This is a genomic window from Nocardia lasii (assembly GCF_042658545.1).
Taxonomy (GTDB): Bacteria; Actinomycetota; Actinomycetes; order Mycobacteriales; family Mycobacteriaceae; genus Nocardia; species Nocardia lasii.
Window position 1 is genome coordinate 483,889 of record NZ_JBHSQN010000002.1, and the last position, 25,674, is coordinate 509,562.

Genomic DNA, 25,674 nt, shown 5'->3' on the forward strand with positions numbered 1-25,674 from the left:
GACTCAGGACCCGGCCAGGGTGTGCAGTTTCGCCCGTAGGACTTTGCCGCTGGCGTTGCGGGGGATCTCGTCGAGCACGATGAAACGTTTGGGCACCTTGTAGCGTTCGAGGCCCGAGCGCACATGGGCTTTGAGTGTGTCCTGGCTCGGTGTCGCGGCTCGGGGGGCGAGCACGACGAAAGCGTGGAGGACTTGGCCGAATTCGGGGTCGGGGACGCCGATCACGACCGCGTCGGTGATGTCGGGGTGGGTGGCGAGCCGGTCTTCGACCTCGCCGGGGAAGACGTTCTCGCCGCCGGAGACGATCATGTCGTCGGCGCGACCATCGATGAACAACCGATTCGTGGCGTCGAGATGGCCCATGTCCCCGGTACTGACGTGTCCGTCGATGACCTCCTTGGTCGAGACCTTCGCCGAGGGGTCGGGGGTGTATCCGGTGTATTCCAGGCCGCTGCGCACGAAGATCTCGCCGATCTCCCCGGTCGCGGCCTCGGTGCGGTCGGCGCGCAGGATCCGCACCGACACTCCGAGCGCGGCGCGGCCGATCGTGTCGGGCGCGACCACGAGATCGCCGGGCGTGGCGATGGTGACCAGCCCGGCCTCGGTCGAGCCGTAACCGTTGACCACGATCGGTCCGAACGCCTCGATCAGGTCCGAGATCGCGGTCGGCGAGATCGGTGCCGCCCCGGTCACCATGACCCGCAGCGTCGAACGCGCCGGCCGCCCCTCGGCCAGTCCCGGCACGGCGAGTAACCGCTGCAACATGACCGGCACCGCCATCACCACGGTGATCCGGTGGCGGACGATGTCATCGAGCGCGGTCGCGGCGTCGAATCGCCTGCGGCACACCGCCGTTCCGCCCAATGCCAACGGACCCAGCAGCGACAGCAACCCGAACCCGTGGAACATCGGCGGCGCGACCAGCACCCGGTCCGACGACCGCAGGCGCAGAATCGCCATCGCGGTCAAGGTCAACAACACGATCGCGTGCGGTTTGATCGCGCGCGGAACACCTTTGGCCAGCCCGGTGGTGCCCGAGGTGAGCAGGGTCAGCTTCACCGCGTGCCGAACTCGGGGCGGGCGCGGATGGTTTCGGGCGGCCAGGTCGTCCAGCGTCGGCAGCCCGGTGGGGTCGGCGTGCGGTTCGCGCCAGGCCAACACCCGCAACCCCGCGTAGTTCGCCTTCTCCACGGTGATCGCGTATTCGTCGTCGTAGATGAGCACGTCCGGGTTGTGCCTGCCCAGGATCGCTTGCAGTTGCGCGGCAGGCAGTTCGGTGTTGATGAAGATCAACTCCGCGCCCAACTGCGCGCCCGCGCCCAACGCCTCGGCGAACCCCCGATGATTGCGGCAGAGGATGCCCACCGAGCGCGGCGGTGTCGCGCACGCCGCATACAGGGCCGCGGCGATCGCTTCGGTCCGCTGTTGGAGCCGACGGTAGGTCATTGACCCGGAGTCGTCGATGATCGCGGTCTTGTCCGGATGCCGAATCGCGGTGGCCGCCAACAACATCGCCGGACTCGGACCGTACTGGTAGAGGCTTCGCGCCAACGCCGCGGCCTTGCGCGGACCGACCGGCGTGAGCATCCCCGAGGACAGGACCGCCGGGATCGCCGAACGCCATTGGCGCAGACTGTGATTCAGCTCAGCGGACATCGGCGATCACCTGCCCGTCGGAACCGGTGACCGTCTGCGCCACCGGCGGGGTCAGCCGGGACAGCGAGGCCTGGGTGTCGCCGAGGTTGCGGAAGATCCGCTCGACGAGCAGCTCCAGCGGCCACCGGAACACGGTCGCGAGGATCGCCGACGGGAACCCGTAGAGCGGTGTCATCGTGCGCGGCTTGCGCACCACGGCCTTGGCCAGCACCTTCGCCGCGTCGTCGGGCGTTTGCCCGGGAAGCACCCGCATCCAGCGACTGGGCGCGCTCATCCGAGTGTGCAGCAGACCACCGTAGAACGTGGTCAAGGTGACGCCGTCGGCACGGGCCTCCATGCCCACCGCGCGCATCCACCAGTCGAACGCCAGCTTCGAGGACAGATAGAAACCCCACTTCGGCGCATTGGGGAACATGATCCCGACCGTGGAGACGTTCACGATGTGGCCACTGCCGCGCGCCCGCATCCCGGGCAGCAGGGCCAGGGTGAGCCGCATCGGTCCGAGGTAGTTCGCGCCGGTGGTGGCGGTGATGTCCTTGGGCCGGTCGTAGGACAGGTGGATCGAACGACGCAGGGACTTGCCCGCGTTGTGGATCAGAACGTCGACCTCGCCCAGGTCGTAGCGCACCGCCGCGGCGAATTCGGCGACCGACTGCTCGTCGGTCAGATCGAGCCGATACGGATGCGCCTCGCCCCCGGCGGCATTGATCTCGCCCGCCACCTCGAGCAGCCGATCCATCGACCGTGCGGCGATCACCACCCGCGCCCCGGCCACGGCGAACAAGCGCGCGGTCGCCTCACCGACGCCGAAGGACGCACCGGTGATCACGACCACCTTGCCCTCCACCTCGCGACGCAACGCGGCCCGCCCACGCAACCCGCGGGGCCCGACACCCCAGGCGATCGCGCGCGCCAACCGGGTCTCGGCGATCCGAGAAGGGCCGGTGGGTAGTGCTTCCGACATCAGATCACTCCGTCGTGTTCGACATGGTGGACAGGGAGCCGAGAAACGCCACGGCCTGCGGATCCGCGAGCGCGGCATCGATCGCGCGTCGCGTCAGCTCGATACTCGGGTCGGTGCGCAACGCGGCCAGAATCGTGCCGAACATGGTGCCGACCACCAGACCCGTGACCTGCTCGCGAGTCATCTCGCGGGTGCGCGTCCAATGCAGCACCAGCCCCTCGATATAGGCGACGAACCCCGCCATCGCCGCACGCAACACCGGCGACGACTCCGAATCGGTCACTTCCACAACCAGCGCATCGGTCAGCTGCGTCCGATGCCGGTCGCGAATCGCGCGCACCTCCGCATCGGCCACATCAGCGAACAGCGCCTCGAACGCCCTCGGCTGCTGCTCGGCCTCATCGAGCAGCAGGTCGATCCCCCGCGTCAACCGATCCAACGCCGGCCCCCGCATCGCCGACAACGCCCCCCAGAGCTCCTCGGCCGCCTGCTCGAGAACCGCCAGGTAAAACCCCCTCTTACCCCCGAAGTGATAACTGATCGACCCCGCCGCCACCCCGAGCGACCGCGCCAGATCGACAATCGAAACCTCCTCATACCGATCCCGACTGAACGCAGCCTTCCCCGCCCCCAACAACGCCGCCCGCGAAGCCTCACCCCGCCGATTACCAACCATCACCCCTCCAGGTTTTTGAATCGCATTCAATAACTGTGAGCGTAGGGGTGCCGGCGACACCGGTCAAGAACTTTCTGAATCGGATTCAAGATGTGCGGAGGCGAGACCGACAGACGTCGGCGGGGCAACCTTGAGCTCATCCCCGCTCGCGCGGGGAGCACCGTTGCGGTACCGAGTGCCAGTCGATCAGTGCGGGCTCATCCCCGCTCGCGCGGGGAGCACCGCCGGTTGACGTTGAACTTGGTGACGGCGTTGGGCTCATCCCCGCTCGCGCGGGGAGCACCCGCCGTCATCACACGCCATCGACGGCTGCGGAGGCTCATCCCCGCTCGCGCGGGGAGCACACTAATTTACCTGCAGGTTTACACGCCAAGCACCCGATCTACATTCACTTTCAATCGGCCCCGCACCAACCACAACATAGTCCCACCCCTCATGCTCAATCTCGCAATGCAACATGGCGCCATGGCCACCGGATGGATTCCAGTGCGACTTATCACCGCATCGTGGAGCACTTCCCTCCGATTCGATTCGTCGATTGAGCCCACCACGGCATGCTGGCGTCGGCAGCCGGGACCAGCACCCGCGGTTGGCTGCAAATCTAACGCGCACTCCTATCGCTCGCCACTTCGTAGTCGACTGACTCGGCGGCACAAGAGGAAGGGACTGCTGCACGATCCGGTGACAGCGGTGACCTGCCCCACCCTTCGGGTTCCACTTCCGGTGGCTAACTGACAGCCTGTACGAGAGGCTGAACATCGTGCGCTGTCCCTACCCGACCGAGTTCCGCGCCCGCGCGATCGCACTGGTCCGCGCGGGCAAGATCACGCTGATCCGAAAGGAACTCGATGACAACGCCGACCTCTGACCCACCGAGCGAGCACGACCTTGCCCACCTCATCGAGGAACTCGATCGGTTCATCGAGACCTTGCAGACCAGCATCGCCGAAGCGACCCTCGAGCCCCAGGACCCGACAACGCCGGCCGTTCAGAGCGTCGACGCTGGTCTCGCGGACTGGCGACACCGTGGAAATCAGGTACTTGCCAGCCTTCGCCAGTACCGAAAACACCTCGCGGCACGACACATTCATCAACTCGCCATCAACACCACCAGCGCGGCAACGACATCGGCGCGCAGCAAGCACAGTGCTGGACCGGAACCCGACCGGTCCTCCCCCAAGCCGACGGTCTTCACCTACCCCGGGATGCCGCACGGCGACGATTGGCTCGACAACCTGCCCGCCTGGTTCCACAACGGCCGCAACGGCTACGACATCCGGCTCGTCCGCGACCTCGCCGCGGTCGGGGTACGAACCTACGGGCTCAGCGACCTCGCAAAACTCCCCACGATCCCACCCGCGATCCCGGTCTTCCTCGACTGGCTCGAACACCTCGACGACAAGATCCCCGGACCCGAGGAATGGGGCCGCTTCAACACCGCCGAACACCACAAGGCCTGCATCCGCGGCGACCTCATCCGCAACCTCAACGACCCCGGCCGCCGGATTCACGAGACGGCGGTGAGTCTGGTTGTGGCAGCGTCTGCGCACGAAGTCGTCTTCGGCGACGGCGACACCGAAGACCTTGCGACGTGCGGTGATCGCGGCGTCGCTGGTCATCAACTCATGGATCGAACCGTCAGTGATGTTGCCGAATCGTTCTCGCTGGTAGTAGTCGTTGCAGCACAGGAACAGATCGCCGCCGACGCTGAAACTGGCGTGGTGGACCGGATAGCCGCAACCGGTGAGCGGTCCCTCGATCTGCAGATTCTGCGCGAACTTCCCGCCACATCACCGGCCCGATCACACATCAGATTCGCTGTGACCTGCGCGCCGAGCGGGAGGCAGCGGCGCTGAACCCCGTCTAGGTTGTGGGCCAGGCGTTCGCCGACTCCGTTGACGCCGATCTCGACGGGGAGTCCGGCTCGCAAGGCGGTTTCGACGTTTCGCGTGCTGTGGACATAGCTGCGCAAGCCTGTCAGATCCGCGAACTCGGTCGGCTCGACGCTGGGCAGGTTGACCACGCGCGGTCAGGTACCGCGCCCGCTGACCATCCACCTCGAACACACCGATATCGACGGCAAAACCCGGAATACCGTGTTCGAGCGCGGAATCGCCCGGCTGGTCGCCCACGAAGTCGACCACCTCCACGCCACGCTGTATCGCGACCACCTGAGACCGGGTGTGGAACCGATCTCTGTCGAGCGGTATCGCGGCGCCGGCATGAACTGGACCTATTGATGCCAGGTCCAGCCCGGACGCCGACGATGTGGGGCCGAAGCCGACGTTCCGACCACGTTCGGAACGCTCCGATGCCCGCCATATGCCAGCGACTGTCGCGGCCGTTCATGTGGGCCGCAATAACTCGCATCACATCACATCACATAACGGCACGTGCCTGGGCATATGCCGGATACTTCTGCATCAGCGCCGCGTCGAAAACAGCTGCGCTTTCGGCTGAATCGCTGGGGGTGAACTCTGTGCGAGCCAGATACCAGCGCATCAACGCCGCAACAGCGTTCGGCTGGTTGTTCTCGAGCCCTAGTACCGCGACGGCTCGCAGTCGCGTCGCGTCTGGGTTGACCCGATCGAGAACATGCATTGAATTGCCGCTCCTGGCGAGTTCTAACAGCTTTTCCAGCGAATCCCGCTCCGCAAGCCACTCTGCCACCGGGCCATGGACGTACCGCATGAACATCTCGATGTCGTAGTCACTCTCATCGAAGAAGAACAACATTCGACTCGAATCGTTCGGGTTGTCAAAGTGAGCGAAGGTGACCAGCTGGAGCAAATCATCGCCACTGAGTCCCCGCTGCGATACCAGCCGCGCCATCTCACCCGCTGCGGCCGAACCTAACCATGCCATCCCACGAAAGCCCAACCCTCGCCGCGAAAACTTGGCCACGACCGCAGCGGTCATTCCCGGAACCCCGCTGTCCGGCAAGGTGAACCATACGTTCCGCAAGCTGACCTGCTTGCCCTGGAATACCTCGGCAGGCTGACCGTCCAGTGCCTCCGATATCTCGAAACCCGCTTCCGCCATGGCTGCGGTCAACCGCTCGGCGGTGTCGTTCATCAAACGCGAGACGCGATCCGCGCCAGCGGCGCGCTTGACCGCCCGTGCTCGAAGCCGAGCGGACGGAGCGGCCGTACTTGGCTCTTGGGCCGTCCGTAGTCGCTGACCGGACTTGTGTGCTCCATTCGTCCAAGCGCCTACGCGTACCAGCCGTAATTGCCGTCCTGACTGCGCACTCAACTGCATAAGCCGTTCCGAGTGTTCGACGTCAACGACAGTCAGGCCGTACCCGTCGGCATCAAGCTCCAACGACAACAGAGCCGAACCAGACCCGAGGCAACGCTCCCCAATTTCCTCGAGTAGCGAAACCGTGTCGTCACCGGCCTCCCAGTCAGCGCTGTCTCCGACGAACCCACTGAACCAACGCCATCCGAACTTGCGCGGAAACGTCCTCAGCGTTCCGAGGCTGCTGCGTATCTCGCCCGGATCGGACCGCCAATCAATGTAAGCGCTGAGCCCCTCGTCGTTCAGCGCCCATCGCAGGTCGTCGAACGGGTCGTCGTTCGTGCCGCCAACAACCGCTTCTACTACGGCGGCGTTCGTCGGAGCAATACACCGCGCGACCTGCGCCCACGCTTCCCTACGCTGCTCGTATTCCATTGCCGTGCCTTCCGTGCCCTGTGACACCAGCAGCGTACCGATCGGCACCGACAGCCTCCGATCTGATCAGAGCCTAACGTTGCATGCCGATCACTGTGAGCAAGTACTCCGAGACCGCCAACATCAGGCTGCTGATTGATTACTTGACCTAAATTCATCGGCATGCCGCGCTAACAGCACGCCGAGTGGTCAGTCGGATTCACCACGAGCGCCCACCTGTACTCACCTCGGATATCGGGCAGTCCGGTTCCACGGATGACACCGGGCGACCCCGAAACTACGGCATTTCGCGGCAGGGTCAGCTCCTGAGAGAGGCGCGAACACACTGGTAGGTCGCTCCTGCAGGCACCGTGCGTTGTGCTCGATGTGTGGCCGTTTTGGTGACCGTTTTGAGGGTGACACGCCGGTATTTTCGGTGATTTCCGGGTATGTCGCAAAGGCCCCGCCTCGGATTCATCCGAGGCGGGGCCTTATTGGAAGATGTTGCTACGCAACCATTTTCACGCGTTCGCGACCGACGCCTTGTACTCGCGACGACGCCGGTGCAGGATCGGCTCGGTGTAGCCGTTGGGCTGCGTGGTGCCCTCCAGGACCAGTTCCTTGGCGGCCTGGAACGCGATGTTGTCATCGAAGTTCGGGGCCAGCGGGCGGTAGTTCGGGTCGCTGGCGTTCTGGCGGTCGACCACGGGGGCCATGCGCTCGAGGCTGGCGATCACGTCGGCTTCGGTGACGATGCCGTGGCGCAGCCAGTTGGCGACCAGCTGGCTCGAGATGCGCAGGGTGGCACGGTCTTCCATCAGGCCGATGTCGTTGATGTCGGGGACCTTGGAGCAGCCGACGCCGTGGTCGATCCAGCGGACCACGTAGCCCAGGATGCCCTGGGAGTTGTTGTCCAGTTCCTGACGCTTCTCCTCGTCGGTCCAGTCGGTGGACTGGGCCAGGGGGATCTCGAGGATCTGGTCGACGGTGGCGCGGGGGCCGCCCTTGGCGATCTGGGACTGCTGCTTGAACACGTCCACCAGGTGGTAGTGGGTGGCGTGCAGGGTGGCGGCGGTCGGCGAGGGGACCCACGCGGTGTTGGCGCCCACCTTGGGCTGGGCGATCTTCTGCTCGAGCATGGCGGCCATCAGGTCGGGCATGGCCCACATGCCCTTGCCGATCTGCGCCTTGCCCGACAGGCCCTTGGCCAGGCCGGTGTCGACGTTCCAGTCCTCGTAGGAGCTGATCCAGGTCTGGGCCTTCATCTCGGCCTTGCGGACCATCGGCCCGGCCTCCATGGAGGTGTGGATCTCGTCGCCGGTGCGGTCGAGGAAGCCGGTGTTGATGAAGACCACGCGGTCCTTGGCGGCCTCGATGGAGGCGGCGAGGTTGACCGTGGTGCGGCGCTCCTCGTCCATGATGCCGACCTTGAGGGTGTTGCGGGTCAGGCCGAGGACGTCCTCGATCCGGCCGAACAGCTCGTTGGTGAAGGCGGCCTCGGTGGGGCCGTGCATCTTGGGCTTCACGATGTAGACCGAGCCGGTGCGGGTGTTGGCCAGCGCGGCGGTGCCGTTGAGCGAGTGCACGGCGATCAGCGAGGTGATCAGGCCGTCGAGGATGCCCTCGGGGACCTCGTTGCCCTCGGCGTCGAGGATGGCGTCGGAGGTCATCAGGTGGCCGACGTTGCGCACGAACAGCAGCGAACGACCGTGCAGGACCAGCTCGGAACCGTCGAGCGCGGTGAACACGCGGTCGGGGTTCATGGTGCGGGTGAAGGTCTTGCCGCCCTTGCTGACCTCTTCGGCCAGGTCGCCCTTGTTCAGGCCGAGCCAGTTGCGGTAGCAGACGACCTTGTCCTCGGCGTCGACCGCGGCGACCGAGTCCTCGAAGTCCATGATCGTGGTGAGCGCGGATTCCAGGACGATGTCCTTGACGCCGGCGGTGTCGGTGGACCCGATCGGCGAGGAGGGATCGATCTGGATCTCGATGTGCAGACCGTTGTGCTTGAGCAGCACCGAGGTGGGATTGGCCGGGTCGCCGGTGTAGCCGACGAGCTGCGACGGGTCGGCCAGGCCGATGTCGGTGCCGTCTTCCAGGCCGACCTCGAGCTCGCCGTCGACGATCTTGTAGTACGCGGAGCCGATGTGCGAGCCGGTGATCAGGGTGACGGCGTCGTCGAGGAAGTTGCGGCCCCACTCGATGACCTTGTCGCCGCGCACGCGGTTGTAGCCGGTGCCCTTCTCCGCGCCGTTGGCCTCGGGGATGGCGTCGGTGCCGTAGAGCGCGTCGTAGAGCGAACCCCAGCGCGCGTTGGCGGCGTTGATCGCGAAGCGCGCGTTCATCACCGGCACGACGAGCTGCGGGCCCGCGGTGGTGGCGATCTCGGCGTCGACGTTGCCGGTGCCGATCTGGAACGCGGCGGGCTCGGGCTGCAGGTAGCCGATCTCGGTGAGGAACTGCTTGTAGGCGGCCTTGTCGTAGCCGGTGCCCTGGTTCTCCTGGTGCCAGGCGTCGAGCTTGCCCTGGAACTCGTCGCGCTCGGCGAGCAGCGCCCGGTTGCGCGGGGCGAGGTCGTTGATGACCTGCTCGGCACCGGCCCAGAACGCGGCGGAATCCACGCCGGTACCGGGGAGCGCCTCGTTCTCGATGAAATCGTGGAGAACGCTCGCAACCTGGAGCCCGCCGACCTGCTTCCGCTCTGTCATCTACTGCCTCACTTTGGGTGAAAACCGGGTGGGAAAAGTCGATGTCATGTTACCCGTGGGTAGCGCTGACATCTCGTGTGGGTTCGAACGCTGCGCGCGCCGTGTCCATTCCGCCCCTTGATTGTAGGGCGGCGGGGAATTAATGTACTGACCGGAACAATATGTCGCGAGCTCGACCGATCGGAGGCGCCGTGACCACCGAACCGGTCGCTCCCGTGCGTCGTCGCGGGCGTCCGCGCGCCACCGATCGCACCGATACCCGCGCGCGGATCAATGCCGCGGCGCTCGCGCTGTTCGCCGAGCGGGGGTTCCACGCCACCGGGGTCGCCGAGATCGGGGCCAGGGCCGATGTCGGGCGGGGCGCGCTGTACTACCACATCGGGTCGAAGGAAGAACTGCTGTGGGAGCTGCTGCGCGACTACACCCTGCTGCTGCTCGAGGCCGCCGAGCGCGTCGTGGCGGCGGGAGCGGAGCCGGTCGACACGCTGCGCGGGTTGATTCGCGGGCATGTCGAGTTGATCGTCACGCATCGGCTGGCGGTGGCCGTGCACCTGCGCGACGCCGACGCGCTCTCCCCCGAGCACGCGGCGGAACTTCAGCGCCTGCGTGATCGACTCCAGCGGCAGTGGCAGGACGTGATCGACGCGGGGCGCTCGCGCGGGCAGTTGCGCACGGCCGATCACATCGTCACCAACGGGCTGCTCGGCATGCTCAACTCGCTGGCCTACTGGTATCGCGAACGCGGCGCGCACTCCCCCGCCGAGATCGCCGAGATTCTCACCGACACCGTTCTGTCCGGGCTGTGCGCTCCGGTCGACAAGGCGAAAGGCTGACCATGGCATGGGATTTCGAGACCGACCCGGACTACCAGCGCAAGCTCGACTGGGTCGCGGAGTTCGTCCGCACCGAGGTCGAACCGCTGGATCTGCTCTACCCCAACCCCTATGACCGCACCGATCCCGAGATCCGGGCGCTGATGCGGCCGCTGCAGGAGCAGGTGAAGCAGCAGGGGTTGTGGGCGTGCCATCTCGGTCCCGAGCTGGGCGGGCCCGGGTTCGGTCAGTTGAAACTCGCGCTGCTCAACGAGGTGCTCGGGACGTCGATCTGGGCGCCGCTGGTATTCGGTTGTCAGGCACCGGATTCCGGCAATGCCGAGATCCTGGCTCACTTCGGCACGGCCGAGCAGCAGGCGAAATACCTGCAACCGCTACTCGATGGTGAGATCGGGTCCTGTTACGCGATGACCGAACCCACCGGCGGCTCGGACCCGACCGCGTTCCACACCACCGCCGTGCGCGACGGGGACGAGTGGGTGATCAACGGGGAGAAGTGGTTCAACTCCTTCGCCGAGTTCGCCACCTTCCACATCGTGATGGTGGTGACCGACCCCGAAGCCGCACCGCACCAACGGCTTTCGATGTTCATCGTGCCGGCCGACACCCCCGGCCTCGAGCTGGTGCGCAACTTCACGGTGCCCGGGTTCAGCGAGCACGAAGGGCATCTGCGCTTCACCGATGTGCGGGTGCCCGCCGATCATCTGCTCGGCGCGGAAGGGGCCGGCTTCGTGGTCGCACAGACCCGGCTCGGTGGTGGGCGCGTACACCACGCCATGCGCACAGTCGCCATGGTGGGCAAGGCATTCGACATGATGTGCGAGCGCGCGGTGTCGCGCCCGGCCCGCAAAGGGGTGCTCGGCGGATTCCAGATGACCCAGGAGCGCATCGCCGACAGCTGGATCCAGATGGAACAATTCCGCCTGCTCGTCCTGCGCACCGCCTGGCGCATCGACCGAGCCCAGGACTACCGCGCCGTGCGCAAGGACATCGCCGCCATCAAGATCGCCATGCCGACGGTCATGAACGACATCGCCCGCCGCGCCCTGCACCTACACGGCGCCATGGGCGTCAGCGACGACCTCCCCTTCCTCGACATGACCACCTACGCCGAGGTCATGGCCATCGCCGACGGCCCCACCGAGGTCCACAAAATCACCCTCGCCAAGGAAGTCCTCAAGACCTACGCCCCCGCCGACCCCGTCTACCCCACCGCCTACCGCCCCACACTCCGCGAAGAGGCCCGCGACCTGGTAGCCCGCCGCCTCGAACGCGAGGTCGGCAACCTCTGACCGAGGGCGGAAATAAATGGGCCGACATTCTGCTCCGGTTGTGTCACCATGAATTCCACGCGGGGGATTCGCATCGGGCGAGTTACCGACGAGCAGCTTCGAGAGGAGGAGACGGCCGTGAAACAGCAAGTGCCACAGCGAGAATCGGATATGAACTATCGCCATGTGGGTTCGGCCCGGAGCGCCTTGCGCCTGGGTATCGATACCGCGGCCGATCTCCGGTTCGCGGTCTGACCGCATCTCCTTTCCTGTCCTGCCCCCGCGTTCGATTCTCGCGAAACATGGTGATTCCCATGACGATCCGTCATGCCGTCGACTCGACGGCGCCCGCTTCCGACACCTGGATACGCACCAGGGTGCTCGTGCTCAACGCCAGCTACGAGGCCCTGGACGAGATCAGTGCCGATCGGGCCGTGACACTGCTGATCAGTGGTGCGGCCGAGACCGTGATCGAGCGGGTGCCGCACTTTCCGATCCGGTCGCAGCACCTGGTGATCGGGTTGCCGGAGACGATCCGGTTGGTGCGCTATGTGTACCTGGCTCACGTCGCGCCGATCGGGGACGACAGTCGCGCCACCCTGGCCGGGGTGTTGCGGCGCGACAAGCACCGGTGCGGGTACTGCGCGGGCTGGGCGCACACCGTCGATCACATCCGTCCGCGTAGCCGCAACGGTCCCAATACGTGGAGCAATCTCGTGGCCTGCTGTGCGAATTGCAACAGCACAAAGGCCGACCGCACCCCGGAAGAGGCGGGGATGCGGCTGCTGTGGGAGCCCAAGGCTCCCGACCCGCTCGCTCGCGCGCAGCGTCGGATCTGGAAGGAGTACGCGCCGTGACCACCACCGATATCGCACTGACCGAACTGTTGACCCTGTCCGATTCGGGGCAGTGGCACCGCGCCGCCTGCCGGGGGGATCCCAACCACGAGGCGTGGTTCCCCTACCCGTCGCAGGACTTCGACTACGCCCGCGAGATCTGCGCGGGCTGCCCGCTGCTGGCGGCGTGCACCGAGTACGCCGCGAGCACGGGTCAGTCGGGGGTGTGGGGTGGCCGTGAGTACGACCGCGGCCGGGTGATCCGCTCGTGAGGGGTAGGGCCGGGTGTCGACTGTGACGCCCGGCCCTCGCGCGTGGCTCCCGTGGCGCCGCTCACCCCGGCCGCGAGCGCGATGACCTGCGCGGATGCGCGATGGTGGCCGCCGTCTGGCGCTGCGGCGCGATGTCCTTAAACTTGCCGCGTGGGTACGCATCGCAGTGGGACCAGATCTCGCGGTATCAGCAAGGGTCCGGTTATCGCGGTAGCGGTGCTCGTGGTGGTGATCGTCGCCGTTTTCGCGTGGTTCCAGCTCAGTGACCGGGCGCAGTCCACCGATGTCGCGGCCGCCGCCGAGTGCGTCGAGGGGCCCGCGTCGCTGGAGGTCTCGGTCGACCCGGCCATCGCCGGTCCGGTGCGCGAGGCCGCCGAACGCTACAACGCGGCCGAGCCGCGGGTGCGCGATCACTGCGCGCGGGTGAACGTGACCGCGCGCCCGGCCGCGGCCCTGGTGGCCGGGCTGGCCGACAGCGCGAGCTGGGATCCGGCGCTGGGCCCGCAGCCGGGACTGTGGATCGCCGATTCGAGCCGGTCGATCGAACTGGTGCGCGTGCCCGGCCTGATCGAGGGCACCCCGGCCTCCATCGCCACCAGCCCGATCGTGCTGGCCGTGCCCGACGCGCTGCGCCAGGCCCTCGAACAGCACCGGATCACCTGGGGCGATCTGCCGCGCCTGCAGCAGGGCAGCCTCGAGGAGATCGGCCTGTCGGGCTGGGGTGGGTTGCGGATGGCGTTGCCCAGCGGGGACGCGACGACCGCCGCGGCGGCCTCGATCGGGTCCGCGCTCTCGGGAACCGAACCCTTGGCCGAACAGGGCGCCGCGTCCGGGCAGGTGGTGGCCGCGATCTCCGGGCTCGCCGTGGACGCGCAGACCCCGCCCGACTCGATGGCGGCGATGTCGCAGATCACCGGCGCGCCCACCGACCCCGTGCACGCGGTGGCCGCGCCCCAGCAGCAGTTGGGCACCGGCGGGCTCACCGCCTATCGGCCCCTCGGCAGTGCGCCGCTGGCCGACTATCCGGCCGCGCTGCTGTCGGGTCCGTGGGTCGACAAGACCCAGAATCTGATCGCGTCGCGGTTCATCGACTTCCTGCGCGCCCCCGAACAGGCGGGCGCGCTGGCCGCGCAGGGCTTCGGACCCGCGATCGGCTCGGCGCCGGCGAATCCGCCGCGCGCGGTGCTCGAGAAGGTGCGGGCCACCCTCGACAACCCGGTGCTGGGTGTGAATGCCACTGTGCTGCTGGATGTCTCGTCGTCGATGGGGACGGCCGAGGGGTCGACCACGCGCCTGTCGAACTCGATCGCCGCGGTTGCTTCCACGCTGCAGGTGATGCCGCCCGACTTCGGGCTCGGGCTGTGGACCTTCGGCAAGAACCTCGACGGCGCCAACCCGTACCAGGTCCAGGTGGCGACCGGGATCCTCACCGATTCCCAGCGCAATGCCGTCGGCTCGGCGATCACCACGGTGAAGCCGAGCCAGCAGAGCGCCGATCAGGCGTATCCGAGCCTGCTCGCCGCCTACAAGGCCGCCGTCGCCGCCTACTCCCCCGGCCGGACGAACTCGATCCTGCTGATCACCGACGGCCCCGACGACGATTCGAGTCTGACCGGCTCGGCCCTGGTCGAGCAGATCACCGCGGCCACCAGCTCGGGCAAGCCGGTGCGCATCGATGTCGTGGTGGTCGGCGGCGAGGGTACGCAGACCCTGCAGACCCTCGCCCAGCAGACCGGCGGCACCTACACCCGCCTGCCGACCAGCAACGACCTCGGCTTCGGCACGGCGGTGGTCAAGGCACTGACCACCCCGTGACCCTCACTCGCGGGTGGCGAACACCTCGTGCAGTTCGGTGCCGGCCAGGGAGGAGTCCTGCCTGGTCTGCGGGGTGAGCCCGTGCGCGGCGAGCAGGTCGCAGAACTGGGCCAGGCGGCCCTCGTGGTCGTGGACCTCGGCGACGACGGTGCGCACGCGAGCCCAGTCGGCCTCGGTGATGCCGAGCAGGACGTCGAACTCGGCCCGCTCGACGTCGATCTTCAGCACCCCGATCTCGGCGGTCGGGTTCTCCGCGGCCAGGATCGCCGAGACCGTGGTGACCTCGACCTCGATCTGTTCGCCGTCGTGCAGCCCGCGCGTGATCATGGCGATGGCGTCGTCGGGCAGACCGCTGTTGCGCAGGAAGGTCCTGGTGGCGTCGTCGTCGGCCTCGCGATCGGCGTAGAGGCTCGAGTTGGCGGTGGCGCGGGGGTACCAGGTGAAGGGCAGCACGCCGGGCGCGGCGCCGACCGCGACCTCGAGGGCGACGCCGTCGGGCACGTAGGCGCCCATGTTGCGCTGCAGGCAGTCGTAGGTGGCGGGGGCCGGTTCGGCCGCGATCACCCGCACGCCCGGCACGGTCTCGGCGAACATCATCGCGCTGAGCCCGATATTGGCGCCGATGTCGACGACCAGATCGCCCGGCCGCAGGGTGGCCGCGGCCTGTCGGTAGTACCCGTCGGTGATCATCTCGTTCCAGAGCATGCGCGCTTCGGCCGGACTGGTGCAGGTGACAGTGCGCCCGTCGTCGAGACGCAGTTGCTGCTGTGTAGTTGTCATGACGTCATGAATCCTTCGAGGATCGGGCCGATCACGGCCAGTGCGGAGGGATGGGTCAGTTCGAGATGGCGTGCGTCGAGCACGGTGTTGTGGATGGTGCCGGTGATGTGGGACTGCCACGTGCCCGCGATGGCCTCGGTGTCGTCGCGGTCCTTGCCCGCGGTGAAGAACACCAGGTCACCGACGAAGGTGCGCGGGGTGTAGCTGTCGGCGAGCTCGCCGGCGGTAGCGAAGCTCTCCATCACCCGGTCGATCTGTTCGCCGCTGAACAGCCCGGTGCCGGTGATCTGGTCACGCACCACCTGCCAGGCCTGGTCGGTGGTGCTCGCGGAGACGGTGTCGCCGAGATCGAACAGCTCGCGCCACCCGCCGAGCAGGTCGGCCATCAGCTCGCCCGGCGCGGAGTCGGGCCCGGCGGCGGTTTCCAGCGGTCCCGCGGCGCTGTCCATCATGGCCAGGACCCCGATCCGCTCGCCCTGATCCTGCAGGCGGGTGGCCACGGCGTGGGCGATCTCGCCACCGAGGGACCAGCCGAGCAGGTGGTAGGGGCCGCGCGGCTGGGTGCGCCGGATCTCCTCGACGTAGCGCTGGGCCAGCTCCTCGATCGAGGTGGCGCTGGGTTCTCCGGCCACCACGTGCGGGTCCTGGAGTCCGAACACCGGGCGGGTGTCGCCGAGGTGTCCGACCAGGCCGCCGTAGAACCAGGCCAAACCACCGGCGGGGTGGATCGCGAACAGCGGGGTGTCGACGCCGTCGGGGCGAAGCGGCAGCAGGACCTGCATGCCCGAACCGCCCTCGGCCTCGTCGACCCGGCGGGCCAGCGCGCGCGGGGTGGCGTCGTCGAACATCCACGGCAGTTCGATCCGCACGTCGCGGGCGTGCAGCTGGGTCACCGCCACGGTGGCCAGCAGCGAGTTGCCGCCCAGGTCGAAGAAGCCGTCGCCTGCCCCGACCCTGGCCACCCGCAAGGTCTCGGCGAAGACCTCGGCGATGGCGATCTCCGTCGGTGTGCGCGGCGGCTCGTAGGCATCCGCGGCGCGCTCGAAGTCCGGTGCGGGCAGAGCCTTTCGGTCGAGTTTGCCGTTGACGGTCACCGGCAGCGCGGGCAGCACCACGACGGCCGAGGGCACCATGTAGCCGGTGAGCAGTTCGGCGGCGGTGACGCGGACGGCGTCCGGGTCGAGGTCGTGCCCGTCGGCGGGGACGACGTAGCCGATCAGCTGGTCGACGCCCTCGGCGTGGCGGTGCACCGCGGCGGCCGCCTGGGCGACGCCGAGATGGCGCAGCAGCGCGGACTCCACCTCGCCCAATTCGATACGGAAACCCCGCAATTGGATCTGGGCGTCGGCGCGGCCGAGGTAGTCCAGTTCCAGTCCGGTCCCGCCGCGACGCCACCGGCCGACATCGCCGGTGCGGTAGAGCCGGGTGCCAGGGGCGCCGAACGGGTCGGCGACGAAACGGCCCGCGGTGAGCGCGCCCGCGCCGTGGTAGCCGCGCGAGAGCTGGCCGCCACCGACGTAGAGGTCGCCGGCGACGCCGACCGGGACCGGCCGCAGCCGATCGTCGAGGACGTAGACCGCCATGCCCGGCAGCGCGCGACCGATGCCGCCGCCCTCGGCCCTGTCGATATCGGCGTAGGTGACGTGCACGGTGGTCTCGGTGATGCCGTACATGTTCACCAGGCGCGGGGTGCCCGCCGGGTGCTCGCGCAACCAGTCGCCCAGGCGGGCCGGGTCGAGGGCCTCACCGCCGAAGACGATGTAGCGCAGGGCCAGATCGTCGGCGCGCAGGCGGCGCTGGGCGTCGATGAATCCGTAGAACGCCGAGGGGGTCTGGCTGAGCACGGTGACGCGTTCGCGGGCGACGAGGTCGACGAAAGCGTCGGGGGTGCGGGAGGTGTCGTAGTCGACGACCACCAGGCGGCCGCCCGAGAGCAGGGCGCCCCACATCTCCCAGACCGCGAAATCGAAAGCGTAGGAGTGGAACAGCGTCCACACGTCGTCGCTGCCGATGTCGAACTTCGTCGCGGCGTTGGTGAGCAGGGTGACGACGTCGCGGTGGGTGACGGCCACACCCTTGGGTCGCCCGGTCGAGCCCGAGGTGTAGATCATGTACGCGAGATTGTCGGGACTGACGGGGGTGAATTGCACACCGGCGGCGGCGGTGTCGTCATCGAGTTCGATGATCGGGCCGGCGAATTCGGGCACGCGCGAGACCGTCGCCGAGGTGGTCAGCATGGCCACCGGTGCGGCGTCGTCGAGGACGAAGCGCAGTCGTTCGGCCGGGTAGGCCACGTCCAGGGGCAGGTAGGCCGCACCCGACATGACCACCGCGAGCAGCCCGACGACCAGGTCGGTCGAGCGCGGAAGTGCCACGGCCACCAGGGTTTCCGGGCCCGCGCCGTGGGCGATCAGGCGGGCGGCCACGGTTTCGGCGCGCTGCGCCAACTCCCCGTAGGTCAAGACGGTGGTGCCGTCGGTGACCGCCACCGCGTCCGGGGCCGCGGTGGCCCGGCGGGCGAACAGGTCGGCGATGGTCGCCTCGGGGACGGCGACGCCGAGTTCGCCTGCGGCGTCGAGGACTTCGAGTCGCTGCCGGTGATCCATGAACTCGATGTCGCCGACGATCGCGTGCGGGTCGGCGGTGACCGCCTCGAGGATGCGGATGTACCAGCGGGCGAACCGCTGCATCGACTCCTCGACGAAAAGGTCGGTGGCGTAGGTCAATCGGCCGATGGTGCCCGCGGGGTTGCCGTCGGCGTCGAAGCGTTCGACCAGTTTCACGTTCAGGTCCGACTGGGCCTGTTCGACGAAGTCCTCGACCGGTCGCACGGTGATGCCCGGCAGTTCCAGCACCACCTGGTCGAGGTTCTGGTAGTCGATGGTCACCTGGTAGAGCGGCAGGTGTGCGGTCGAGCGCGGCGGGTTCAGCGCCTCGACGACCTGTTCGAAGGAGACCTCCGCGTGCGCCAGCGCCGCCAGGTCGGCGGAACGGACCTGGGCCAGCAGGGCGTCGAAGGACTGGTCGGCGGGCACCGGCGTGCGCAACACGACGGTGTTGACGAACATGCCGATCAGGTCGTCGAGTTCGCGCTCGCCACGCCCGGACACCGGGGTGCCGACCGCGACATCGTCGGTGTCGGCCAGCCGGGCGAGCAGGATGGCCAGCGCGGCGTGGGCGACCATGAACGGGGTCACCCCGGCCGCCTTGGCGAGCTCGCCGATGCGGCCCTGCAGCTCGGGTTCGATGGCGAAGTCGGTGACCCGGCCGCGCATCGACGCGACCGGCGGGCGCGGCATGTCGGTGGGCAGCTCGAGCAGTTCGGGCAGCCCGGCCAGCGCCTCGCGCCAGTAGTCGAGCTGCCGCGACAGCAGCGACTGCGGATCGTGCTCGTCACCGAGCAGACTCCGTTGCCACAGCGCGTAATCCGGGTACTGCACGGTCAGCGGCGGCCACGCGGGAGCGCTGGCGGTGGTGACCGCGTGGTAGGCCGCCGCGACATCGCGGGCCAGCGGGATCATCGACAGGCCGTCCGCGCAGATGTGGTGCACGGCGAAGACCAGGACGTGATCGTCGGGGCCCAGTTCGAACAGTTCGGCGCGGATCGGGGGCGCCTCGGTGACCTGGAAGCTCGCCGAGAGCACCGCCGCGGCGGCCTTGGGCAGCACCGATTCCTCGATCGGCACCGGGGTCAGGTCCGGCACCACGTCCTCGGCCTCGACGATCACCTGGCGCGGCGCGCCGTCGATCATCGGGAACTTGGTGCGCAGCGACTCGTGCCGGTCGATCACCATGGCGCAGGCGGCGCGCAGGGCGGTGCCGTCGAGTTCGCCGGTCAGGCGGATCACCAGGGGCACGTTGTAGGCGCCGACCGAGGCGTCGAGGCGGTTGAGGAACCACATGCGCTGCTGGGCGGGCGAGAGCGGCACGGGGCCGGTCTCCCCGCGCGGGGTCAGCGCCGGGCGTTCGACGTGGTCGCGGCCGGTCAGGCGCGCGGCCAGGTCGGCCATGGTCGGGTATTCGAACAGGTCACGCACGGCCACCCGGACCCCGAGGGCCGAGCTCAGACGCGCGGTCAACCGGGTGGCGGTCAGCGAGTTGCCCCCGAGGTCGAAGAAGCTGTCGCGCATGCCGACTCGCGGCAGTTCGAGCACCTCGGCGCAGATCTCGGCGACGAGCTGTTCGGTCGGGTCGGCCGGTGCCACGTACCCGACGGCGGCGAAGGCCGGCATCGGCAGGGCGGCCCGGTCGAGCTTGCCGGAGGTGGTGAGCGGCAGGTGGTCGAGCACCACGCACAGGTCGGGGACCATGTGGGCGGGCAGTCGCCGCCGGGCCGCCGCGCGGACCTGGTCGGGGTCCACGGAATCGCCGGTGAGGTAGCCGATGAGCCGGTCGGTGCCGTGCTCGTCGGTGCGCACCAGCGCCACCGCGTGGGTGACCGCCGGATCGCCGGCCAGGACGGCTTCGATCTCGCCGAGTTCGATGCGCTGGCCGCGGATCTTGACCTGGTGGTCGGTGCGTCCCACGTAGTCCAGGGTGTGGTCGGCGGTCCAGCGCACCCGGTCACCGGTGCGGTACATGCGGGCACCGGGGGTGTAGGGGTCGGCGAGGAAGGTCGCGGCGGTGGTGGCGGGTCGGCCCAGGTAGCCGCGGGCCAGTTGGATGCCGCCGACGTACAGCTCGCCCGTCACCCCGACCGGGACCGGACGCAGGCGCGTGTCCAGGACCATGGCGCGGGTGCCCCGGATCGGGCCACCGAGGGTGATGGGCGCGCCGGGCACGAGCGGGTCGCTGATGGCGACCATGATCGTGGTCTCGGTGGGGCCGTAGCCGTTGAACATGCGGCGGCCGGGCGCCCAGACGGCGGCGAGGTCGGCGGGGACCGCCTCGCCACCGGCGACCAGGACCTCGAGGCTGTCCAACCCGGCGGGTGACATGGTCGCCAGCACGGTCGGGGTCAGGAAGGCGTGGGTGACCCCGGTGTCGCGGATGAGTTCGGCGAGTTCGGTTCCGGCGTAGGTGTCGGGGGCGGAGATGACCAGGCCCGCACCGTTCGGGTGGGCCATCAGCAGCTCGAGCATCACCGCGTCGAAACCCGGTGCGGCGCACTGTAGGACCCGCGAATCGGCGCTCACCCGGTACCGATCACGTTGTGCGGCGGTGAAATTCGCCAAGCCGGACTGGGTGACGGCGACGCCCTTGGGGGTGCCGGTGGTGCCGGAGGTGTAGATGACGTAGGCCAGATCGTCGGCGCGCACGGTCGGGGAAACGACCTCGCTGGACTGGTTCGCGATCTGCTCCTGGACGGTCGGATCGTCGAGGACCAGGCGCGACCAGTCCCCTTCCGGCACAGCGGTATCGGCGACGGTGAGCACGACCCGCGCCCCACAGTCGGACAGCATGACCGCGAGCCGCTCGTCGGGGTTGCGCGGGTCGAGCAGCGCGCCGGCCGCACCGACCTCGGCCAGTGCCCACAGGGCGGTGATCAGGGTGATCGAGCGCGGCATGACCAGACCGACGGTGTCGCCGGAGCGCACGCCCCGCTCGATCAGCCAGTGCGCCAATCGGTGTGCGCGCGTGTCCAATTCGGTGAAGGTCACGGCCTCGGACCCGCACCGGGCCGCCACCCCGTCGGGCCGCACGGCCACACCGCGACGCAGCAGGTCGGTCAGGGCCTGCGGTGCCGCCGCGCGCGCGCCCCTGGCCGGGACCAGTGCCACGCGTTCGGCGACCGAGAGCAGGTCGAGCTCGCCGACCCGCGCGCTCGGGTCGACGGCGATGCCGCGCAGGACCCGTTCGACGCGGGCGGCCAGGCCGGTCGCGGTGACGGCGTCGACGCGACCCGCCTGGTAGCGCACCCGGATGTGCAGGGTGTCGGTGTGATGGGCCTGCACGGTGATCGGGTAGTGGGCGGCGTCGGTGCCGACCACGTCGGTGACCCGCACGCCGTCGATCTCGGCGTCGCCGAGCCCGCTGCTGTCGACCGGGTAGGACTCGTAGGCCACCAGGGTGTCGAACAGCTGTCCGCCGCCGAGCGCGGCCATGATCCCGGACAGTTCCACGTGGTGGTGGTCGAGCAGGCGAGTCTTGCTGTCCTGCAACTGTTCCAGGGCCCGCGCGATCGTCTGCTCGCCGCGCACGTGCACGGGGACCGGCAGCGTGTTGATGAACAGGCCGATCATCGACTCGACGCCGGCGACCTCGGCGGGTCGACCGGAGACGGTCTCGCCGAACACGACGCGCTCGCGGCCGAGCTGGTTGGCCAGCACCGTCGCCCAGGCGAACTGCACCATGGTCGACATCGTGACGCCGGTGGCGCGGGCCAGTTCGGTCAGGGCGGTGGTGGTGGGGTCGTCGAGGTCGATGCTCAGGTCGGTGGGCACCTCGACGGTGCCGTCGCTGCCCGCGTCGGCGATCAGGGTGGGTTCGGTGAAGCCCGCCATGGCCGCGCGCCAGACCTCGACGCCCGCGGTGGTGTCGCGCCGGGCCAGCCAGGCGAGGTAGTCGCCGTAGGAGGGCGCGGGCGGCAGCTGGGCGGCGTTCTCGCCCGCGGCGTAGAGCCCGACCAGATCGCGCAGCATCAGCGGCAGCGACCATCCGTCGAGCAGCAGGTGATGCGCGGTCATCAGCAGCCGGTGTTCGCCGGGCGCGACCGCGACCAGCACGAACCGCACCAGCGGCGGATCGGCGGGATCGAACGCGGTCTCACGTTCCACGGCCAGGATCTCGGGCACCGCCCACACCGGCGCCTCGACGCGGCGCCACGGCAGCGGCGACTCGACCGGGACGACCTGGGCCAGCACGCCGTCGGTGGTGCGGGTGAAGGCTGCGCGCAGGTTGGGGTGGCGCCCCAGCAGGGCGACGGCGGCCCGACGCAACCGGGCCTCGTCGAGCGGGCCGGTCAGCGTCATCTCGGACTGGGCGGTGTAGACGTCGAGTTCGCCGGCGGCGAGTTCGGCGTGGAACAGCAGCCCGGCCTGCAGGGGCGCCATCGACCAGACCGTCTCGATCGGGCCGTAGCGCTCGGTGAACAGGTCCAGGTCGCGCTGGGTGAGCGCGACGAGCGGGGTGTCGGACGGAGTCAGACCCCAATCCTGGTGCAGGGTGGCGTGTTCGGCGATCTCGGTGAGGGCCGTCAACCACTCGACGAGCAGCGCGTGGACATCGTTGCCGTCGAGCAGCCGTGCGGCGTAACCGATCTGGGCGGTGATGCTCGGACCGGTCGGGGTGTCGAGCACGCTGGTGTCGATCGACAGGGTCGCGGCGGCGGGCATATCGGGGTCGAAGGACGCCTGCCGGTCGAAGTTCTCGCCGGCGGGAATCCAGGCCACGCCCGAGAGCGCGGCGATGTCGACGCCCGCGCGGCCCAGGTTGTTGAAGCTGATCTGCGGTTCGGGCAGCGCGGCCAGCACGTCGGCGGTGCGCCGGTTCAGGTGGCGCAGCATGCCGTAGCCGACGCCGTTGTCGGGCACGGCGCGCAGCTGCTCCTTGATGGCCTTGACCGCGCCGCGCGGGTCGGTGCCGTCGAGGGTGAAGTCGACCGGGTAGGCGCTGGTGAACCAGCCGACGGTGCGCGAGAGGTCGGCGCCGGGCGCGAGTTGTTCGGCGCGGCCGTGACTTTCGAGCAGGATGCGCGCGCCGGTGTGTGCGACGCCGCGCTTGGCGCGCCAGCGTCCCAGGGCCAGCACCAGGCCCGCGAGCAGGCCGTCGTCGGTGCCCGCGTGCGCGGCCTGCGGCACCGCGCCGAGCAGGGCGGTGGTGAGGTCGACGGGCAGGGTGAGCGTCATCCGTTCGACGGTGTCGTGCAGGTCGACGGTCGGGTCGAGCGCGGCGCGACCGAGCAGCGGTTCGCGACGCGCGCCCATGCGCTGCCACAGGTCCAGCTCATCGGCGCGGGTCTCGGCCGCGACCGACACGGCCTCGGCCCAGCGCCGCATGGAGGTGCCGACCTCGGGCAGTTCGACCGCGCGGCCCTGTTCGAGCTGCTGCCAGGCGGTGACGAAATCGGGGACCAGGATGCGCCAGGACACCCCGTCGACCACCAGGTGGTGGATCACGATCAGCGCGCGGCCGGGCGCGTCGACGCCGGGTTCGGGCAGCAGGCACACGACCTGCACCATGGCCGCGTCGGCGGGGCTCAGTCGGGCGGAGGCGTGCTCGAGGGCGGCCTCGGCCAGTGCGGTGAAACCCGCACTGCCGGGGGCGTTCTCGGCCCCGAAGCGGCGCACCGACACGACCGTGTCGGCATCGATCGCACCGCGCGGGAGGACCTCGAGGTGCGCGGCGGATTCGGGCACGGTCGCCGAGCGCGCGGACTCCGTGCCGCACAGTCGCGCCCGCAGCATGTCGTGGCGATCGAGCACGGCGGCGACGGTGGCGATCACGTCGGCCGGGCGGGCGTCGCCGGGCAGTTCGACCAGCAACGACTGGGCGAACCGGTCGGCGACGGGACGGCCGAGGAACCACGAGACGATCGGGGTGCGGGCGATCTCGCCGACACCACCGCCGGGCAGTTCCGTCAGCACCGCGCGGCCCGTGTCCTCGGCCACGCCGGCCAGTCCACGCACCGTGCGGTTCTCGAAGATGTCGCGGGCCGTGACCACGATGCCCGCGGCCTTGAGGCGCGAGGCCAGCTGGATCGACATGATCGAGTCGCCGCCGAGGGCGAAGAACGACTCGTCGGCGCCGACCGAGGCCACCCCGAGCACCTCGGCGAAGATCCCGGCGATGGTCGCCTCCAGCGCGGTCGCGACAGCCGCCACCGCCGAATCAGCCACCTCGACAACGGGTTCGGGCAGGGCGCGGCGGTTCACCTTGCCGGTCGCCGAGACGGGCATCTCGTCGAGGACGGTAATCACCGAGGGCACCATGTGCTCGGGCAGCGCGCTCGCGATGCGGTCGCGGATCGCGGCGGTGTCGAGCGTGGCACCGTCCTCGGCGACCAGGTAGGCGGCCAGCATCGGCTGTCCGGCCGGTCCGCGCCTGCTCACCGTGATCGCCGAGGCGACCCGCGGGCAGGCCACCAGGGCGGCGTCGATCTCCCCGAGTTCGACACGCTGACCACGGATCTTCACCTGGAAGTCGGCGCGGCCCACATATTCGATGGTGTGCTCGGCGCTCCAGCGGACCAGGTCGCCCGTGCGGTACATGCGGGTGCCCGCCTCGCCGTACGGGTCGGCGACGAAGGTGCCCGCGGTCGCGCCGGGACGGTTGAGGTACCCGCGCGCCAGGGCGTGGCCGGACAGGTAGAGCTCGCCGACGACGCCGACCGGGACCGGGCGCAGGCGGGTGTCGAGGACCACGGCCCCGACGCCACGGATCGGCGCGCCGATGGTGATCGGGTCACCCGGCTGCAGTTCCTCGCTGACGGTCACCGCGATCGTGGTCTCGGTGGGCCCGTACACATTGTGGAACCGGCGGCCCGGCGCCCACGCGGCGACGAGTTCGGCGGAGAGGGCTTCGCCGCCGATGGTCAGCATCCGCAGGTCGTGGAGACCTTCGGGTCGCAGCGTGGCCAGCACGCTGGGCGTCATGAACGTGTGCGAGACCCGTTGTGCGCGAATCAGTTCGGTCAGTTCCGCACCGGCGAACACCTCGGCCGGGGAGACGACGAGCGCGGCGCCGACGGCGTAGGTCATCAGCGATTCCATCATCACCGCGTCGAAGCCGGGCGAGGCCACCTGCAGCACCCGGGAGTCGCGTTCGACCCGGTAGTGCTGTGCCTTCTCCGCCGCGAAGCCCGCCAACCCCGTGTGGGTGACGACGACGCCCTTGGGTTGCCCGGTCGACCCGGAGGTGTAGACCAGGTAGGCGGCGTCGTCGAGACGCGCGGGAATGTGCTCGTAATCGGTAGGCGCCGTGGCGAGTTCGGCGATGGTCGCCGGATCGTCGAGGCACACCCAGGCGACGTGGTCGGGCAGCGAGGCCAGGGCGTCACCGGTGGTCACGCCGAGGACCGCGGCGGAGTCGGCGACCATGTGGGCGAGGCGGTCCTGCGGGTAGCGCAGATCCAACGGCATGAACGCCGCACCGGTCTTGGTGATCGCCCACAGCGCCACGTGATAGGCCACCGAGCGCGCAAGCGCCAGTGCCACATAGGTTCCCGGCCGGGCACCAGCGCGGGCCAGCACGGCGGCGAGCTGGTCGGAGCGGCGGTCGAGTTCACCGTAGGTGAGGGTTTCGTCGGCGCCGACGAGAGCGGTGGCCCGCGGG

The 25,674-nt window shown here is 69.0% G+C and carries 14 protein-coding genes; 6 read left to right on the forward strand and 8 right to left on the reverse strand.

Translation table 11 applies throughout. From position 1 onward, the window contains the following. Nucleotides 1-3 precede the first annotated feature (3 nt). The 4 genes from ACFP3H_RS06055 to ACFP3H_RS06070 form a co-directional block, all read right to left on the reverse strand. The gene (locus tag ACFP3H_RS06055) at nt 4-1,656 is read right to left on the reverse strand and encodes an AMP-binding protein (protein ID WP_378600741.1); all 1,653 of its coding nucleotides are present in this window, start codon (nt 1,654-1,656) and stop codon (nt 4-6) included. Beyond that, nucleotides 1,646-2,620 carry an SDR family NAD(P)-dependent oxidoreductase gene (locus tag ACFP3H_RS06060; RefSeq protein ID WP_378600744.1) on the reverse strand — a complete coding sequence of 325 codons (975 nt, stop codon included), beginning with the start codon at nt 2,618-2,620 and terminating at the stop codon, nt 1,646-1,648. The genes ACFP3H_RS06055 and ACFP3H_RS06060 overlap by 11 nt, the downstream gene beginning before the upstream one ends. Nucleotides 2,621-2,624: 4 nt before the next feature. Next, nucleotides 2,625-3,326 carry a TetR/AcrR family transcriptional regulator gene (locus tag ACFP3H_RS06065; RefSeq protein WP_378600747.1) on the reverse strand — a complete coding sequence of 234 codons (702 nt, stop codon included), beginning with the start codon at nt 3,324-3,326 and terminating at the stop codon, nt 2,625-2,627. Nucleotides 3,327-4,120: 794 nt separating this feature from the next. Further along, nucleotides 4,121-5,062: an SPASM domain-containing protein gene (locus ACFP3H_RS06070; RefSeq protein ID WP_378601612.1), complete on the reverse strand. Its 942-nt coding sequence runs from the start codon at nt 5,060-5,062 to the stop codon at nt 4,121-4,123. Nucleotides 5,063-5,311: 249 nt separating this feature from the next. Here ACFP3H_RS06070 and ACFP3H_RS06075 point away from each other — a divergent pair, with 249 nt between their 5' ends. Beyond that, nucleotides 5,312-5,536, forward strand: coding sequence for a peptide deformylase (locus ACFP3H_RS06075; RefSeq protein ID WP_378600750.1), 225 nt, complete (start codon nt 5,312-5,314; stop codon nt 5,534-5,536). Between the two features lie 139 nt (nt 5,537-5,675). Here ACFP3H_RS06075 and ACFP3H_RS06080 read toward each other — a convergent pair whose 3' ends face one another. After that, entirely contained in the window at nt 5,676-7,019 is a 1,344-nt protein-coding gene (locus tag ACFP3H_RS06080) for a DUF6630 family protein (RefSeq protein WP_378600753.1), read from the reverse strand. A 452-nt stretch (nt 7,020-7,471) separates the two neighbouring features. Further along, on the reverse strand, nt 7,472-9,655 hold the full coding sequence (locus tag ACFP3H_RS06085; protein WP_378600756.1) for a malate synthase G: 2,184 nt from the start codon (nt 9,653-9,655) through the stop codon (nt 7,472-7,474). Nucleotides 9,656-9,816: 161 nt separating this feature from the next. On the opposite strand from ACFP3H_RS06085, the gene ACFP3H_RS06090 reads away from it, so the two are divergent. From ACFP3H_RS06090 to ACFP3H_RS06110, 5 genes are all read left to right on the forward strand, one after another. After that, complete coding sequence (locus tag ACFP3H_RS06090; RefSeq protein ID WP_378600759.1) at nt 9,817-10,488, forward strand: TetR/AcrR family transcriptional regulator; 672 nt, start codon at nt 9,817-9,819, stop codon at nt 10,486-10,488. Nucleotides 10,489-10,490: 2 nt separating this feature from the next. Then, nucleotides 10,491-11,780 carry an acyl-CoA dehydrogenase family protein gene (locus tag ACFP3H_RS06095; protein ID WP_378600762.1) on the forward strand — a complete coding sequence of 430 codons (1,290 nt, stop codon included), beginning with the start codon at nt 10,491-10,493 and terminating at the stop codon, nt 11,778-11,780. Nucleotides 11,781-12,073: 293 nt separating this feature from the next. After that, the gene (locus tag ACFP3H_RS06100) at nt 12,074-12,616 is read left to right on the forward strand and encodes an HNH endonuclease (RefSeq protein WP_378600765.1); all 543 of its coding nucleotides are present in this window, start codon (nt 12,074-12,076) and stop codon (nt 12,614-12,616) included. Continuing rightward, complete coding sequence (locus ACFP3H_RS06105) at nt 12,613-12,867, forward strand: WhiB family transcriptional regulator (RefSeq protein WP_378600768.1); 255 nt, start codon at nt 12,613-12,615, stop codon at nt 12,865-12,867. Before ACFP3H_RS06100 ends, ACFP3H_RS06105 begins: the two co-directional genes overlap by 4 nt. A gap of 150 nt (nt 12,868-13,017) precedes the next feature. Then, on the forward strand, nt 13,018-14,682 hold the full coding sequence (locus ACFP3H_RS06110; protein ID WP_378600771.1) for a substrate-binding domain-containing protein: 1,665 nt from the start codon (nt 13,018-13,020) through the stop codon (nt 14,680-14,682). Between the two features lie 3 nt (nt 14,683-14,685). On the opposite strand, the gene ACFP3H_RS06115 is transcribed toward ACFP3H_RS06110, so the two are convergent. Together ACFP3H_RS06115 and ACFP3H_RS06120 are read right to left on the reverse strand one after the other, a co-directional pair. Next, a complete protein-coding gene (locus tag ACFP3H_RS06115; RefSeq protein WP_378600774.1) occupies nt 14,686-15,462 on the reverse strand; it encodes an FkbM family methyltransferase in 777 nt (258 codons plus the stop codon). Next, a partial coding sequence (locus ACFP3H_RS06120; RefSeq protein ID WP_378600777.1) for an amino acid adenylation domain-containing protein occupies nt 15,459-25,674 on the reverse strand: 10,216 nt, incomplete at its 5' end. The genes ACFP3H_RS06115 and ACFP3H_RS06120, both read right to left, overlap by 4 nt.

What these genes read in the sequence shown, in the direction of transcription:
- ACFP3H_RS06055 (WP_378600741.1), bottom strand. Translation starts at nt 1,656, where the DNA reads ATGTCCGCTGAGCTGAATCACAGTCTGCGCCAATGGCGTTCGGCGATC.
- ACFP3H_RS06060 (WP_378600744.1), bottom strand. Translation starts at nt 2,620, where the DNA reads ATGTCGGAAGCACTACCCACCGGCCCTTCTCGGATCGCCGAGACCCGG.
- ACFP3H_RS06085 (WP_378600756.1), bottom strand. Translation starts at nt 9,655, where the DNA reads ATGACAGAGCGGAAGCAGGTCGGCGGGCTCCAGGTTGCGAGCGTTCTC.
- ACFP3H_RS06090 (WP_378600759.1), top strand. Translation starts at nt 9,817, where the DNA reads ATGTCGCGAGCTCGACCGATCGGAGGCGCCGTGACCACCGAACCGGTC.
- ACFP3H_RS06095 (WP_378600762.1), top strand. Translation starts at nt 10,491, where the DNA reads ATGGCATGGGATTTCGAGACCGACCCGGACTACCAGCGCAAGCTCGAC.
- ACFP3H_RS06100 (WP_378600765.1), top strand. Translation starts at nt 12,074, where the DNA reads ATGACGATCCGTCATGCCGTCGACTCGACGGCGCCCGCTTCCGACACC.
- ACFP3H_RS06115 (WP_378600774.1), bottom strand. Translation starts at nt 15,462, where the DNA reads ATGACAACTACACAGCAGCAACTGCGTCTCGACGACGGGCGCACTGTC.